Genomic DNA, 14,388 nt, shown 5'->3' with positions numbered 1-14,388 from the left:
CTTTCCTAGTTGCGGTATTATATCAAAGTACACATTATTACTATAAAAATTACTGTAAAAAAAATACTAGGGGGGAATTAGAAATGGTTGGAATTGTGTTGACCAGTCATGGTCAGTTCGCGCAAGGAATCTTGCAGTCTGGATCAATGATCTTTGGTGAACAAGAAAATGTTCAGGCGGTAACCTTTTTGCCCGGGGATAGTCCCAGTGATCTGCAGCAACATTTACAAGCAGCGGTCGCGGCGATGCCGGAAGCTGAGTCAATTTTATTTTTAGTCGATTTATGGGGAGGAACACCCTTTAATCAGGTAAGTACCTTAATGGACGGTCATGAAGACCAGTGGGCAGTGGTTACCGGCTTAAACTTGCCGATGTTAATTGAAGCTTATGCCTCGCGTTTGTCGATGCAAAAGGCTGCGGAAATTGCAGTCCATTTAATTGGCGAATCTCAAGGGGGGATTCGTTTATATCCAGAGAACTTAGCACCGGAAAAGGAAAATACAAGTGAACCGACAACTCCGGCGATCAATGCCAATATTGGGGCTCCGGGAAAGTTTACTTATGTTTTAGCCCGAATTGATTCGCGTCTGCTCCATGGACAGGTGGCGACGGCTTGGACGAAGACAACCAAGCCCACCCGGATTATTGTGGTTTCTGATGCTGTGGCTCAAGATAAATTACGAAAAAACTTAATTGCTCAAGCAGCACCAGTAGGGGTCAAAGCTCATGTAGTACCAATCAAACAGATGATTAAATTGGCCCAAGATGAAGAACATTTTGGCGGACAGCGGGCTTTGTTGCTGTTTGAAACTCCCCAAGATGCCTTACGCGCCATTCAAGGTGGGGTTCCGATTCAGACCTTGAATGTGGGCTCAATGGCTCATTCAGCCGGGAAAGTTCAGCCAAATAAGGTTTTAGCTTTTGATCAAAATGATTTGGATACTTTTCAAGAATTAGCTGATTTAGGAGTCAAATTTGATGTTCGCAAGGTTCCCAATGATTCACCTGATAATATGGATGCCATTTTGAAAAAAGCTCAGGCAGCGATCGACCAACGGTAAGTTGGAGCTGATAAAAATTGAGGAGGAAACAAAATAATGCAATTGAATCTGATTCAAATTATTTTGGTATTAATTATTGCATTTTTGGCGGGGATGGAAGGAATTTTAGATCAATTTCATTTCCATCAACCAGTAATTGCTTGTACTTTGATTGGCTTAGTAACGGGAAACTTAGTTCCTTGTTTGATTCTTGGAGGTTCCCTGCAGATGATTGCTCTCGGCTGGGCCAATATTGGGGCTGCGGTGGCGCCCGATGCGGCCTTAGCTTCCATTGCTTCAGCAATTATCTTAGTCTTGGGCGGTCAAGGTAAGGCGGGAGTGACGACGGCGATTGCGATTGCTGTTCCCCTAGCCGTGGCTGGCTTATTACTGACAATTTTGGTGCGGACATTGTCAACTGGGATTGTCCATTTTATGGATGCGGCAGCCAAAGAAGGGGATTTCCGCAAGATCGATTTTTGGCAAATTGTTGGAATTTGTTTACAAGGACTCCGAATTGCGATTCCTGCTGGCTTAATTTTGGCCATTGGTGCTGGTCCAGTTCGGAGCTTACTATCTTTGATGCCCGCTTGGTTGACCGATGGTTTAGCAATCGGGGGTGGCTTAGTTGTCGCTGTTGGTTACGCTATGGTTATTAATATGATGGCTAGTCGAGAAGTTTGGCCATTTTTCGCAATTGGCTTTGTCTTGGCCACGATCAAAGATCTCACCCTTTTGGGATTGGGAGCGATTGGTCTAGCCGTAGCTTTAATTTACTTAGCCTTGTCAAATCAGGGCGGATCGAACAATTCTAGCGGTGGTTCAACGGCCAACGTGGGTGATCCGGTCGGCGATTTGATTGATAAGTATTGAGAGGGGCGAAGATAGTTATGACCGAAAATTATAAATTAACTAAAAAAGATCGTCTCGCAGTTTGGTGGCGGTCCAATTTCTTACAAGGTTCTTGGAACTATGAACGGATGCAAAATGGGGGTTTTGCTTTTTCATTGATCCCGGCTTTGCGCAAACTTTATCATACTAAAGAGGACCGTTCCGCAGCTTTAACGCGTCATTTGGAATTTTTTAATACCCATCCTTACTTGGCTTCACCGGTTTTGGGAGTGACCTTGGCTTTTGAAGAAGAAAGAGCCAATGGGGCCCCAATCGACGATGTAACCATTCAAGGAGTGAAAGTCGGCATGATGGGTCCCTTTGCGGGAATTGGGGATCCAGTCTTTTGGTTCACGGTGAAGCCAATCATCGGTTCTTTAGCGGCTTCTCTAGCAATCAGCGGTAATATTTTAGGACCAATCTTGTACTTTGTCTTGTGGAATTTAATTCGGATGACCTTCATGTGGTATACCCAAGAATTAGGTTATCGGGCTGGATCAAAGATTACGGATGATTTATCCGGCAATTTACTGCAAAATATTACTAAAGGGGCCTCTATTATGGGGATGTTTATCCTTGGGGCCTTAGTCAATCGTTGGGTTGCTGTGAAATTTACGCCGGTGGTTTCCAATGTTAAGTTAGACAGCAAAGCTTACATTCACTGGGACCAATTGAGTCATGGGGCCTTAGGAATTAAAGAAGCTTTGATTCAACAAGGACAAGGTCTCTCCTTAACGGCGCACAAACTGACAACTTTACAAGATAACTTAGATCAGTTGATCCCCGGTTTGGCCGGACTGCTATTAACTTTTCTTTGTATGTGGCTTTTGAAAAAGAAAGTTTCACCAATTGTCATTATTTTGGGTCTCTTTGTGGCGGGAGTTGTCTTCCACGTCTTGCATATTATGTAGTTGATTGGATTTTGGCAGTTTTTCCAGTTAAGCAAATTTGATTAATAGTTAAAGAGACGAGTGAAAAGTTTTGGGCTTTCAAACGTCTCTTTGTTATTTTAAGGTGGATTTTTTAGATATCGGGAGGCTAGTGAGTGGTTCAATCTTTAAATACCAAAGTTACTTTGACTTGTGCCGGAACTTCTCATCTTGGTTTGAGTAGTTACGGTCAATTGATGATTGGAGATCGGGCATTTGAATTTTATGCGGAAGCTAATCCGCAGAATTTTATTCAAATTCCTTGGGCGGAAGTAGACTATGTTGTGGTTTCTGCCTTGTTAAAAGGAAAATGGATTCCCCGTTTTGGTTTAAAAATAAAATCAGGCAGTGTCCTGACTTTTTCGGCGCGAGATCCTAAATTAGTTTTGCGAACCATTCGCGAATACATTCCTGCCGAACGGATCGTTCATTCCTTAAGTTTTTTCCAAGTTTTATGGCGGAGATTTCACCGTAGAAAATAGTTTAAATAAAAATCGTCGCCCTGAAATTAATGATCTTCTTTCAGCTTTCAGCGCGACGATTTTATTATTTTGCTCTAGCTTGGAGAGTGTGGACCGAAACAGCTCGTTGACAAACTTGGGCTTCCGTACCATCGTTAACGACCTCTTGATAATAAGCACATTTATAATTGACGACCGCTAGCGTTTGTTGGAGTTGGGCTAGTTGTTGGCTAATACTTTGCTGGAGATCTTGAAACATTTGTAGGCGCAGTTTGAGAGTCGAGTCCCCTTCTTGACACCAATCCATGAATTGGCGAATGGCTTTAATTTTCATCCCCGAATTTTTCAGACAAGAAATCATGGCAATTGCCTCGAGGTTGGTGGCGGTAAATAAACGCTGGCCACTCGCATCTCTTTGTAAGTTGGGAATTAAGCCTAATTGATCATAGTAGCGTAAAGTAGAAATTGTTAGTTGGCTAAATTGGGCCGCTTGCCCGATAGAATAAGTTTTAGTCATTTTTAAGTAAACCTCCCTTGACCTCAAGTTAACTTGAGGGTCTATGCTAAGTAGAACAAAATTAAGGAAAAAGGAAATTAAAGATGACAATCGCCAATAAAGTAGTTTTGATTACCGAAGCTTCTTCAGGGATCGAGGCCGCCACAGCCAAGATCTTAGCTAGTCAAGGAGCAAAAGTTGTCTTGGGCGCTCGCCGGGAATCCAAGTTGCAACAATTAACTGTCGAAATTAAAGCCGCTGGTGGACAAGCAACTTATCAAGTAACCGATGTTACTAATCCCCAAGCGAGTCAGGATTTAGTTCAGTTGGCTCAAGCAGAGTTTGGTCAATTAGATGTCGCCTTTTTTAATGCTCGTTTGATGCCTAATTCACCCTCATCGCAGTTACATGTGGCCGAGTGGGAACAAATGGTTGATGTTAATTTGAAGGGGATTCTTTACGGAATCGACGCTGTTTTGCCAGTTTTCACTGCTCAAAAACACGGTCAGATTATTACAACGTCTTCAGTTGCTGGTCTCAAAGCTTACCCCGGTGGGGGGGGGCGGTTTATGGAGCTACTAAATGGGCCGTGCGCGACTTAATGGAAGTTCTACGGATGGAGTCAGGACTGGAAAAGAGGCATATTCGAACTTCCACGATTTATCCGGCAGCAATTAGCTCGGAATTGTTGGGAACGATCACGGATCATGCTTCAGCTGCCGAGATGCAACAAACCTATGATCAATTTGAAATTGGGCCAGAAAGAGTCGCTCAAGTAGTGGCTTTGGCAATTGATCAGCCAGAGGATACCACAATCAGTGAATTTACAGTTGGTCCCGCCGATCAACCATGGTAATTTAGAGTCAGAAATAGAAAATAGGGGGAGGAATTTATGACGTCAAAGAAAGCTAAAATTGGGATTATTAGTTTGCTAGTAATTTTGCTTATTCTTGTGGGCGGTTTTTACTGGCTACAGCAGATGAAAAGTTCTAGCTCCACGACGAGTCGTTTTGAACAAAAAAATACCCCCACGCTTTTTTTCCACGGTTGGGGGAGTAGTGCTCATGCTGAAGAACAAATGACCCATTATATTCGCAGACAGGAAGTGACCAAAACGATTGTCCGGGCGAATGTTAGCCGATCGGGACAAGTAACTTGGCGGGGGAAGATTCCCCGAGGAGCTAAAAATCCGCTGGTTGAAGTTAATCTAGAAAATAATAAAAGTGTCCCTGCGAAAACTAGTGATGTTGTTGATAATTATCGTGAAAGCAGCAACTATGTTTACGTAGTTGTCCGCGCGCTGCAGAAAAAATACCACTACTCGACGATGAATTTAGTGGGCCATTCAATGGGAAATTTACAAATTGCCTACTATTTACGTGATCATGCTATGGATAAAAAGTTACCTCAATTACGAAAGCAGGTTTCAATTGCCGGTCATTATAACGGATATCTGGGTGAGTCGACTGTTGCTCAGGATTATCACTTAGAGGCTAACGGACGTCCCAGTCAATTAGCGACTGGCTACCGCGGGCTGTTAGGTTTACGGCAAGTTTATCCGTCTAAAGCCCAAGTGTTAAATCTCTACGGGGATACGGGTCAAGGAAGTGATGGATCTGTGGCTGTGAAATCGGCTCGTTCCTATCGCTATTTAGTTAGTTCCCGGGCTAAATCTTACCAAGAACACCGTTTCACGGGTCCTAAAGCCCAACACAGTCAGCTTCATGAAAGTCAGGCGGTTGATCGAAAATTGGTGCAATTCTTGTGGGGAAAATAAGTTAAATTGATTTTTCGATTATCAAAAAGGGCTGCCAGTTAGGCGCCTTTGGAGTTTAAAAAAGATTTCCCAATTATTCCAGCAAATCAGTCCATTTTTCTTCGGCGGCTTCTTGTTGAGTGGTTAGAGTATCGACTTGAGTTTGCAGATCCTGCAATTTTGCATAATTGGTTAGGTTTTCTGGATCAACCATCTCTTCTTGAAGAGCTTGAATTTGACTACTATAAGCATCAATTTTTTCTTCTAAAGCAGCGATTTGACGCTGCTTTTTGCGTTCTTGGCGTTGTTGGACTTTGGCTTCTTGGTAATCACTGGGGGCTGGAGTTGAATTAGCCGCAGTTTTCTGAGAGTTACTTTCGACGGCTAAAGCTTGAGTTTCCGCCTTTTTAGCTAAATAGTAGTCGTAATTACCGAGATAAAGAGTGCTACTGTGAGCCTGTAATTCTAGAATCTTGGTGGAAATTTGATTTAATAGATAACGATCATGAGAAACGAAGAAAACTGTTCCCGCAAAAGTATGGAGAGCCTGTTCCAAAATCTCTTTACTTTGGAGATCTAAATGGTTGGTTGGTTCGTCCATCAAGAGTAAATTGTCGTGTTCCAAGGCTAGTTTACAAAGAGTGAGCCGCGCCTTTTCACCCCCGGAAAGATCTTGGACACTGGTAAAAACATCATCAGCCCGAAAGAGAAAGGCAGCTAGGAGATTACGAATTTCTTTTTCATTAATTGTCGGATGGGCGTCCCAAATTTCGTGAAGCACATCCTTATGCGGATCCAATTGTTGTAAACTCTGATCGTAATAGCCAACGTCGACATTGGTCCCCCAAGTGAAGGAACCAGCGCGCGGAGGAATTTTATCAATTAAGGTTTTGATGAGGGTTGATTTACCGACACCATTTGGTCCAATGATCCCAATCCGATCCTGCCTTTTAACGGTTAGGGTAATATCTTGCTTTAAATCTTTATCATCATAACCCGTTTGGAGATTGTTGATTTTCAAAACTTCGTTGCCGCTTTGGCGTTCGGGCGCGAATTTGAATTTTATTTGCGCTTCAAGAGCTTGGGGGCGTTGGAGAGGAGTGATCTTGGCCAACTGCTTCCGCCGGCTTTGGGCCCGCTTAGTCGTGGTTGCCCGCGCAATATTTTTTTGAATAAAAGTCTCGGTAGTCTTGATTTCAGCTTGCTGTTTATTATAAGCTTTCCAAGCTAATTCAAGATTCTTGCTGCGTTGCTCGAGATAAGCAGTATAGTTGCCATGGTAGTGGTTGAGAGTCTGATTTTCCAAAGCATAAATTTCTTGGACCGTATGATCTAGGAAGTATTGGTCGTGAGAAACAATTAAAAGGGCGCCAGAATAATTTTGTAGATATTTTTCCAGCCAATCTAAGGTATCAATATCTAAGTGATTGGTTGGTTCATCAAGGATTAAAAGATCGTGATGTTCCAAAAGTAATTTAGCAAAAGCTAGCCGCGATTGCTCTCCCCCAGAGAGATTATGGGCGACTTCATCAAAGCGTTGTGCCGGGAAGTTAAAGCCGGTCAGCACGGAACGAATTTCCGATTGATAACCGTAACCGTTCTCATCTTTGAATTTCACTTGTAATTGATCGTACTGTTTTAATAATTGTTGATAACTGGCAGTTGTTGAATCCTCAGTTTGGGCAATCTCTTGTTCTAGTTCATGCAATTTTTGTTCGTCTTGTTTTAAATAGTCAAAGACACTTTCCATTTCTTGATAAATAGTCTTCGAGGAATCGAAGTTGGGATTTTGTGCCAAATAACCTAATCGAAGTTGGTTTTGGTAACTGATCCGCCCTTGACTTGGCTCTTGTTCTTGATTAATAATTTTAAGTAGCGTTGATTTGCCGGCCCCATTAGGACCAACTAAACCAAGATGCGCTCCAGCAGCAATTTGAAAGTTTAGATTTTGAAAGAGAACATCACTTCCAAAAGTGCGAGCAATATTTTGACCTTGAACGATTAGCAACGTTAAACTCCTTATAGTGATAAAGTTTTCTTTAAAGTAATTTTAGCATATTGACTTTGTGATATTAAATGGGTAATACTTATTAGTTAGACCCTGAAAATCAAAAGAGGTAGGAACACTTATGACACAATATAAAATTCCGAATGCAACTGTTAAACGGTTACCATTGTATCACCGTTACTTTCAGTTTTTACATGATTCGAATAAACAAAAAATTTCTTCAACTGAATTGGCGGATGCTGTGCAGGTTGACAGTGCCACAATTCGCCGCGATTTCTCTTATTTCGGTTCGCTAGGCAAACGCGGCTATGGCTATGAAGTTGAGCCCATGCTGGAGTTCTTCCAAAAATTATTGAATCAAGACCAAACTTCTAATGTTGGTTTAGTGGGTGTCGGTAATTTAGGAAATGCACTCTTAAATTACAATTTTTCACAGACGAATAATATTCGCATTGTGGCAGCTTTTGATAACAATCCTGCCATAATTGGCAATGAAGTCAACGGTGTCTTGGTGTATAGTATAGACGAAGTTAGAGATCAACTCATTAAACAAAAGATCGATGTTGTGATTTTATCAGTTCCGGTCCGAAGTGCGCAGCCAGTGGCTGATAAACTAGTTGAAGCTGGAGTGAAAGGAATTTTAAACTTCACTCCATTACGAATTTCTACGCCGACAAAAGTCAGAGTGCATAATGTTGATTTAGCTAACGAGTTACAAACCTTAATTTATTTTTTGGATAATTGTTAAAAGTTATTGGGGGGAATAAAAAATGGAACCACTATTTTTGCGACCCACATTTCAGGCCAAAATTTGGGGTGGACGTCGTTTAGTCACTGATTTTGGCTATCAATTACCGGCAGGAAAAGCCATTGGGGAGGCTTGGATTATTTCGGGGCATCCCCATGGACCTTCTCCGATCGCCAATGGTCCCTATCAGGGGAAGTTACTGTCAGACTTATGGCAGGAGCAACCAGACTTATTTGGACAACCGGCAGGAAAAGTTTTTCCGATTTTAACTAAGATTTTGGATGCGGAAGCTAGCCTCTCGGTTCAAGTTCATCCAGATAATGCTTATGCTTGGTGTCATGAACACGAATTGGGAAAGACAGAATGTTGGTACATTATTAGTGCTGATCCCGGTTCGTATTTAATTTATGGACATCATGCCCAAACGCAGGCTCAATTAGAGACAATGATTGACCAGGGTGATTGGGACCACCTGTTACGGAAATTGCCGGTTAAAACTGGTGACTTTGTTTATGTACCTAGTGGAACGGTTCATGCTTTGAATAAGGGAATTGTGGCTTTAGAAACCCAACAAAGTAGCGATACCACTTATCGTTTATATGATTATGATCGTGTTAACCAGCAATCTGGTCAAAAAAGAGCGTTGCATCTTCAACAATCCAAAGATACAATTACGGTCCCTTTTGTAGCTCCGAAATTAACAACTCGAGTCCAAAAGCTAGGAAAGAGTCAAATTATTAGTTATGTACAGCCCCCGCAAGCACCCTTTTTTGCGGTCTGGCGCTTAGATATTAATCACGATAGTTTAACTTTGAGACATCAACTAGGAGCTTATACTTTATATTCTGTGATTGCAGGTCAAGGTGAATTGCAGATTGCCTCTAGCCACTATCCTTTGAATTTGGGGACGAGTTTCATTATTCCAGCACCAATTAAGGAATGGCAAATTCAAGGAGAGGGACTCCAATTAATTGCTTCTGAATCCACAGAAAAGTAGGTGTAAGTTGTATTTGATGATCTCAATTTGATTTCTGCTATTACTTAACCTAAGGAGTTAATTAGTTTTATGCATAGAAACTTAGTTAAGCAAGTCCTCTATTTTGTTCTGAGGATTGGGATCATCGCCGTTTTAGCTTATTTATTTTATTTTCTACTCCAGTTAACTCTCACAGGAGATTTAGTGAAAAATGTGGGAGATCTCTGGGGTCATTTTTTAGATTTAAAGAATCCAGTCTTTTGGGTCAACTATGGAATTACATTAAGTATCATAATATTTTTAATTGCCTTAATTGGTGATTTTTATTTTGGCTTAGCGGTTTCAAGTAGTTTATTTTTAATTATATCGTTTATTAACATTAATAAGGTGGTTTCTCGCTCAGAACCTTTATTGCCGAGTGACTTTTCGATGGTTAGTCAAGCTAATAGTTTAATTCGGATGGTTAAATGGCAGGCAATTCTAGCTTTAATTATCTTAATGGTAGTTTTGTTTGGACTGGCCTTTTGTTTACGCCGTTGGACTGCTGCGTATTGGTGGCAAAATCATCTCTGGGTTTGGCCTTTGCGCCTGCTAGTAGTGCTCGCCTTGGGCGGTAATTTCTGGCTATTAACCCAGGCTGGTAATGAGCATTCTTGGGTCGCTAAGAAATTGGCAGCTTACGAAATGGTAAATACGGACCATGAACAGATGGCTAATTATCAAAATCGGGGCTTTTGGGTTGGGTTCGCTTTTAATGTCGAGTCAACTCCGATGACGAAGCCCGATAATTATAGTCCAGCAACGGTCCGGAAAATAGTTCACCGTTATCAGCGGCGATTAGCTACAGAAAATAAAGATAAATCCTTTGATAAAGTTAATATTATTTATATTTTAAATGAATCTTTATCTAATCCTCAACGGACGAAAGATCGTTATCCGATTGTTAACAATCAAAACCCGATGCCTTTTATTTCCCAAATTTTGGATCATCCAACTGAAAACCAAGCTTCCGGTTATATGGTAAGTCCCTTCTTTGGTGGGGGAACTGCTAATATTGAATTTGAAGCTAATACAGGATTTTCTAATTATTTCTTGCAAAGTACGCCTTATCAAGATATTGTTTCGCGGCGGGATTACTTTCCCAGTGTCATGAATTACTTGCAAGTCGAAGGATATCAAGCTCAAGCTTACCATCCTTTTTCTGGGACGATGTATCGACGCCGCCAGGCTTATCCGGCACTAGGAATCGAGAAATTCCAGGATCAAAAACAATTGAAGGGCTTAAAACAATCACCAGATAGTTATTATACTTCGGATTTTTCCACCTATCCGAATATTTATGCTCAACAAAACCGCGCTCGGCAATTTAGTCTCGTGATTACGATGCTCAAACATATGCCTTATAGTGCGGCTGTGGGTGAGAAGAGTCAATTTAAATTACAACATTTGATTGATAATGATGCCGATAAAACGAAACGGATGCAAGCTTATTTCCAAGAGGTTAATTCTACGGATCAAGCTTTCAAACAATTGGTTGAACACTATCAAAACTCCAAACGAAAGACTATTATTGCAATGTATGGCGATCATTATCCGGGTGACGGAATTTATGATACTTTGTTGCAGCAAGACCCCCTCAAATCACATACCACTCCCTTTGTGATGGCGGCCAACTTTAAGTTGGATCAACAAAATTATGACTATTTTTCACCGAATTATATGTCGTTAATGTTATTGAAGCAGTTAAACTATCCCCTTAGTCCCTTCTATAATTTGTTGCAGCAAGTGCAAGAAGAAGTTCCAGTCTTAACGCAGCCGGTGCAAATTGATAGTGACGGTAAGCAAACTAATGGAAGTGACGGCGAAAAAGGAAGTTGGACGACCAGTCAAGCTTACAAAGATTATCAGTTAATTGAGTATGATTTGACTTATGGACAAGCCTACGCTCAAAAGTATGGGATGTTTAAAGCTCCCAAAGATTAAGATTAGAAATGGCTGAAGCCGACCACTAAATGTGGTGGCTTTTTTTATTTAGAAAGGTAATTTTTAAAGATTCACTAAGTAGAATGAAAGTTGGTACTATTAAAAATGTGTACTTTTTATCACAAAAACAGTTCAGTTAATAAAATTAAGATGCTATCGTAATGATGATTAACTTGAAACTAATAAAAGAATTGGTAGATAGTAAGGCACAAAGTCAAGGCCGATCTTTTACCGGTTGGAATCTGGACTTTCAAGATAGCAATAATACCCAAACTTTGTTGCCTAATGAAGAAAAGACTCTCTTGACCAATACGCAAACCGTAACGGGAGCTAGTGCAACTGATTACACTAAACACTACGCCCGTATTAAACTGCAATTACTACTACAAAATTTATATCGTCTGGGTGTGGGGCAATATCAGGCCATAATTTACCTATTCTTTAGTCCAAGGACCATAAAAATTAGAGAATTGAAATTAGCGGATATCCGACAATCATCATCTTTTAATCCCTCGATAGTGGCGGTTAAAACTAGAGTCCATTGAGGATTTTGGCTAAATTAGGAATCTGGATTTAATTACTTTTAACAAAATAATTTTCTAGGATTTCATTAATTGAATTCCTGTTCTTCCCTCTAGATCAGCTAGAAGTGGAGGTGATCGAGTCTGGCTCGTTGAAGGTCGAGCTCTGGATGAGACCGTCTCCACTTTTTGGTTACTCGTAAAAAAAATTGCTGAAAGGTCTTGCATCTGACGCGGAACATGCTATTATAGAAATTGTTAGTTAGCACTAATTAAAAGAGAGTGCTAACAGTGCTAATCAGAAATAATAATTTGGAGGGATTACTTTGTTAAAGCCATTAGGTGATCGCATTTTAGTTCAAGTAGATGAAGAAAAAGAACAAACCATAGGCGGCATTGTTTTAGCTAACAACGCTAAGGAAAAACCACAAACAGGTTCTGTTGTGGCTGTCGGTGCTGGAAGCCAAACCCCTGAAGGTAAGACCATTGCCCTGACTCTTAAAGTTGGTGACAAAGTGATCTATGATAAGTATGCAGGTTCTGAAGTTAAATACGAAGGTACAAAATATCTCGTCATGCATGAAAAAGATGTTATGGCAATTGTTGAATAATTAAATTAAAATTTTTTTCGAGGTGGAGTAGTTATGGCAAAACAAATTAAGTTTTCAGAAGATGCTCGCGCTAAAATGTTGCAAGGTGTCGATAAGTTAGCTGATACTGTTAAGACGACGATGGGTCCTAAAGGTCGCAACGTAGTTTTAGAAAAGTCTTACGGTTCACCAGATATTACTAATGATGGGGTAACCATTGCTAAAGATATCGAATTAGAAGATCATTTCGAGAACATGGGCGCTAAATTGGTTTCTGAAGTTGCTTCTAAGACCAATGATATTGCTGGTGACGGAACCACAACGGCAACGGTTTTAGCTCAAGCAATCATTCGTGAAGGAATGAAGAACGTTACTGCCGGTGCTAATCCAGTTGGAATCCGGACCGGAATTGAAAAAGCTACTCAAGTTTCTGTTGATGAATTGCGGAAGATTTCTCACCGAGTTGAAGGCCGCGATCAAATCGCGCAAGTTGCTTCAGTTTCTTCTTCCAATGAAAAAGTTGGCGAATTAATTGCCGATGCAATGGAAAAAGTTGGTAACGACGGAGTTATCACAATTGAAGAATCAAAGGGAATTGAAACCACTTCTGATGTTGTTGAAGGAATGCAATTTGATCGTGGTTACTTATCTCAGTATATGGTAACCGACAATGACAAGATGGAAGCTGATTTAGAGAATCCTTACATCTTAATCACCGATAAGAAAGTTTCCAATATTCAAGATATCTTGCCACTTTTGCAATCAATTGTTCAACAAGGCAAAGCTCTTTTGATTATTGCTGATGACGTTGACGGTGAAGCTTTACCAACCTTAGTCTTGAACAAGATTCGGGGAACCTTCAATGTAGTTGCTGTTAAGGCTCCAGGCTTTGGTGACCGGCGTAAGGAACAATTAGAAGATATCGCCATCTTAACTGGTGGAACAGTGATTACATCTGACCTTGGTTTAGAATTGAAAGACACGACAATTGATCAATTAGGTCAAGCTGGTCGAGTAACCATTACCAAGGATAACACAACTATCGTTCAAGGCTCTGGTTCTAAAGATGCCATCAACGAACGGATTGATTTAATTAAGAAACAAGTTGCTGAAACAACTTCTGACTTTGACAAAGAAAAATTACAAGAACGCTTAGCTAAATTAGCTGGTGGCGTTGGCGTTATCAAAGTTGGTGCGGCTACCGAAACTGAATTGAAAGAACGTAAGTATCGGATTGAAGATGCCTTGAACGCTACTCGCGCTGCGGTTGAAGAAGGTTACGTTGCTGGTGGTGGAACAGCTTTGATGAATGTTATTCCAGCTGTGGAAAAGTTGTCTGCCTCTGAAACAGGCGATGTGCAAACTGGGATTAACATTGTTAAGAGCGCTTTAGAAGCTCCAGTTCGTCAAATTGCAACTAATGCTGGTCAAGAAGGTTCAGTTGTCGTTGAACACTTAAAGGATCAAGAAGTAGAAGTTGGTTACAATGCTGCTACTGATAAGTGGGAAAACATGGTTGATGCCGGAATCATCGACCCAACGAAGGTTACTCGTTCCGCTTTACAAAATGCAGCTAGTGTTTCCGCTTTGATCTTAACTACTGAAGCCGTAGTTGCTGATAAGCCAGAACCAAAAGCAGCTGTTGCTCCAGCTGACCCAGCTGCCGGTGCTGCTGGCATGGGCGGTATGATGTAAGCTCTGCTTTAAACTTTAGTAAAATGTGAATTAAGAAGGGTCTCTTAGTGGTTGCTGTGACAATCATTAAGGGGCCCTTTTTATTTTATTGTCTTTAGACCTAGTTGAGCACGGAGTCCGTGCGAAACAAAAAACGATAGTCCAATGGTTAAACCAAAACAGCTCTTCTGGGATTTACAATGGAGCTGTCAAAGCCAAGTATTATAAATTTAGAGGAGCTGTGAAAATGGCGAATAAATTAAACAGTTTCGCACACACTAAATGGCTGTGCAAGTACCACATTGTATTCACTCG

Annotated in this window: 13 protein-coding genes and 2 pseudogenes; 13 read left to right on the top strand and 2 right to left on the bottom strand. The window is 41.0% G+C overall.

The genetic code is table 11. From position 1 onward, the window contains the following. The first annotated feature begins 83 nt into the window (after window positions 1-83). From HU830_RS01945 to HU830_RS01930, 4 genes are all read left to right on the top strand, one after another. A complete protein-coding gene (locus HU830_RS01945) occupies window positions 84-1,061 on the top strand; it encodes a mannose/fructose/sorbose PTS transporter subunit IIA (protein WP_176942126.1) in 978 nt (325 codons plus the stop codon). 36 nt (window positions 1,062-1,097) lie between these two features. Next, window positions 1,098-1,913 carry a PTS mannose/fructose/sorbose transporter subunit IIC gene (locus tag HU830_RS01940; protein WP_176942125.1) on the top strand — a complete coding sequence of 272 codons (816 nt, stop codon included), beginning with the start codon at window positions 1,098-1,100 and terminating at the stop codon, window positions 1,911-1,913. 17 nt (window positions 1,914-1,930) lie between these two features. Beyond that, window positions 1,931-2,842, top strand: a complete 912-nt coding sequence (locus HU830_RS01935) for a PTS system mannose/fructose/sorbose family transporter subunit IID (RefSeq protein WP_176942124.1) — start codon at window positions 1,931-1,933, stop codon at window positions 2,840-2,842. Window positions 2,843-2,976: 134 nt separating this feature from the next. Beyond that, the gene (locus HU830_RS01930; protein WP_176942123.1) at window positions 2,977-3,342 is read left to right on the top strand and encodes a DUF956 family protein; all 366 of its coding nucleotides are present in this window, start codon (window positions 2,977-2,979) and stop codon (window positions 3,340-3,342) included. Between the two features lie 64 nt (window positions 3,343-3,406). Here HU830_RS01930 and HU830_RS01925 read toward each other — a convergent pair whose 3' ends face one another. Continuing rightward, window positions 3,407-3,838: a MerR family transcriptional regulator gene (locus tag HU830_RS01925; protein ID WP_176942122.1), complete on the bottom strand. Its 432-nt coding sequence runs from the start codon at window positions 3,836-3,838 to the stop codon at window positions 3,407-3,409. An 83-nt stretch (window positions 3,839-3,921) separates the two neighbouring features. On the opposite strand from HU830_RS01925, the pseudogene HU830_RS01920 reads away from it, so the two are divergent. Further along, window positions 3,922-4,673: pseudogene (locus HU830_RS01920) on the top strand (SDR family oxidoreductase). A gap of 36 nt (window positions 4,674-4,709) precedes the next feature. Then, on the top strand, window positions 4,710-5,594 hold the full coding sequence (locus HU830_RS01915; RefSeq protein ID WP_176942121.1) for an alpha/beta hydrolase: 885 nt from the start codon (window positions 4,710-4,712) through the stop codon (window positions 5,592-5,594). Window positions 5,595-5,667: 73 nt separating this feature from the next. Here HU830_RS01915 and HU830_RS01910 read toward each other — a convergent pair whose 3' ends face one another. Continuing rightward, window positions 5,668-7,581 (bottom strand): ABC-F family ATP-binding cassette domain-containing protein, encoded by a 1,914-nt coding sequence (locus tag HU830_RS01910; protein WP_176942120.1) that lies wholly within the window; start codon window positions 7,579-7,581, stop codon window positions 5,668-5,670. A gap of 121 nt (window positions 7,582-7,702) precedes the next feature. Between HU830_RS01910 and HU830_RS01905 the strand changes: the two genes are divergently transcribed. From HU830_RS01905 to HU830_RS08750, 7 genes and pseudogenes are all read left to right on the top strand, one after another. After that, entirely contained in the window at window positions 7,703-8,329 is a 627-nt protein-coding gene (locus HU830_RS01905) for a redox-sensing transcriptional repressor Rex (RefSeq protein ID WP_176942119.1), read from the top strand. Between the two features lie 22 nt (window positions 8,330-8,351). Continuing rightward, on the top strand, window positions 8,352-9,326 hold the full coding sequence (locus HU830_RS01900; protein ID WP_176942118.1) for a type I phosphomannose isomerase catalytic subunit: 975 nt from the start codon (window positions 8,352-8,354) through the stop codon (window positions 9,324-9,326). A gap of 69 nt (window positions 9,327-9,395) precedes the next feature. Next, complete coding sequence (locus HU830_RS01895; RefSeq protein ID WP_176942117.1) at window positions 9,396-11,288, top strand: LTA synthase family protein; 1,893 nt, start codon at window positions 9,396-9,398, stop codon at window positions 11,286-11,288. Window positions 11,289-11,449: 161 nt separating this feature from the next. Next, entirely contained in the window at window positions 11,450-11,833 is a 384-nt protein-coding gene (locus HU830_RS01890; RefSeq protein ID WP_176942116.1) for a hypothetical protein, read from the top strand. Between the two features lie 302 nt (window positions 11,834-12,135). Next, window positions 12,136-12,420 carry a co-chaperone GroES gene (gene groES / locus HU830_RS01885; protein WP_176942115.1) on the top strand — a complete coding sequence of 95 codons (285 nt, stop codon included), beginning with the start codon at window positions 12,136-12,138 and terminating at the stop codon, window positions 12,418-12,420. Between the two features lie 33 nt (window positions 12,421-12,453). Next, complete coding sequence (groL, locus tag HU830_RS01880; protein ID WP_176942114.1) at window positions 12,454-14,094, top strand: chaperonin GroEL; 1,641 nt, start codon at window positions 12,454-12,456, stop codon at window positions 14,092-14,094. A gap of 226 nt (window positions 14,095-14,320) precedes the next feature. Then, a pseudogene (locus HU830_RS08750) lies at window positions 14,321-14,388 on the top strand (IS200/IS605 family transposase); the annotation flags it as partial.

The organism is Bombilactobacillus apium (genome assembly GCF_013385145.1).
GTDB lineage: Bacteria > Bacillota > Bacilli > Lactobacillales > Lactobacillaceae > Bombilactobacillus > Bombilactobacillus apium.
This window is presented reverse-complemented; position numbering and strand designations above follow the sequence as displayed.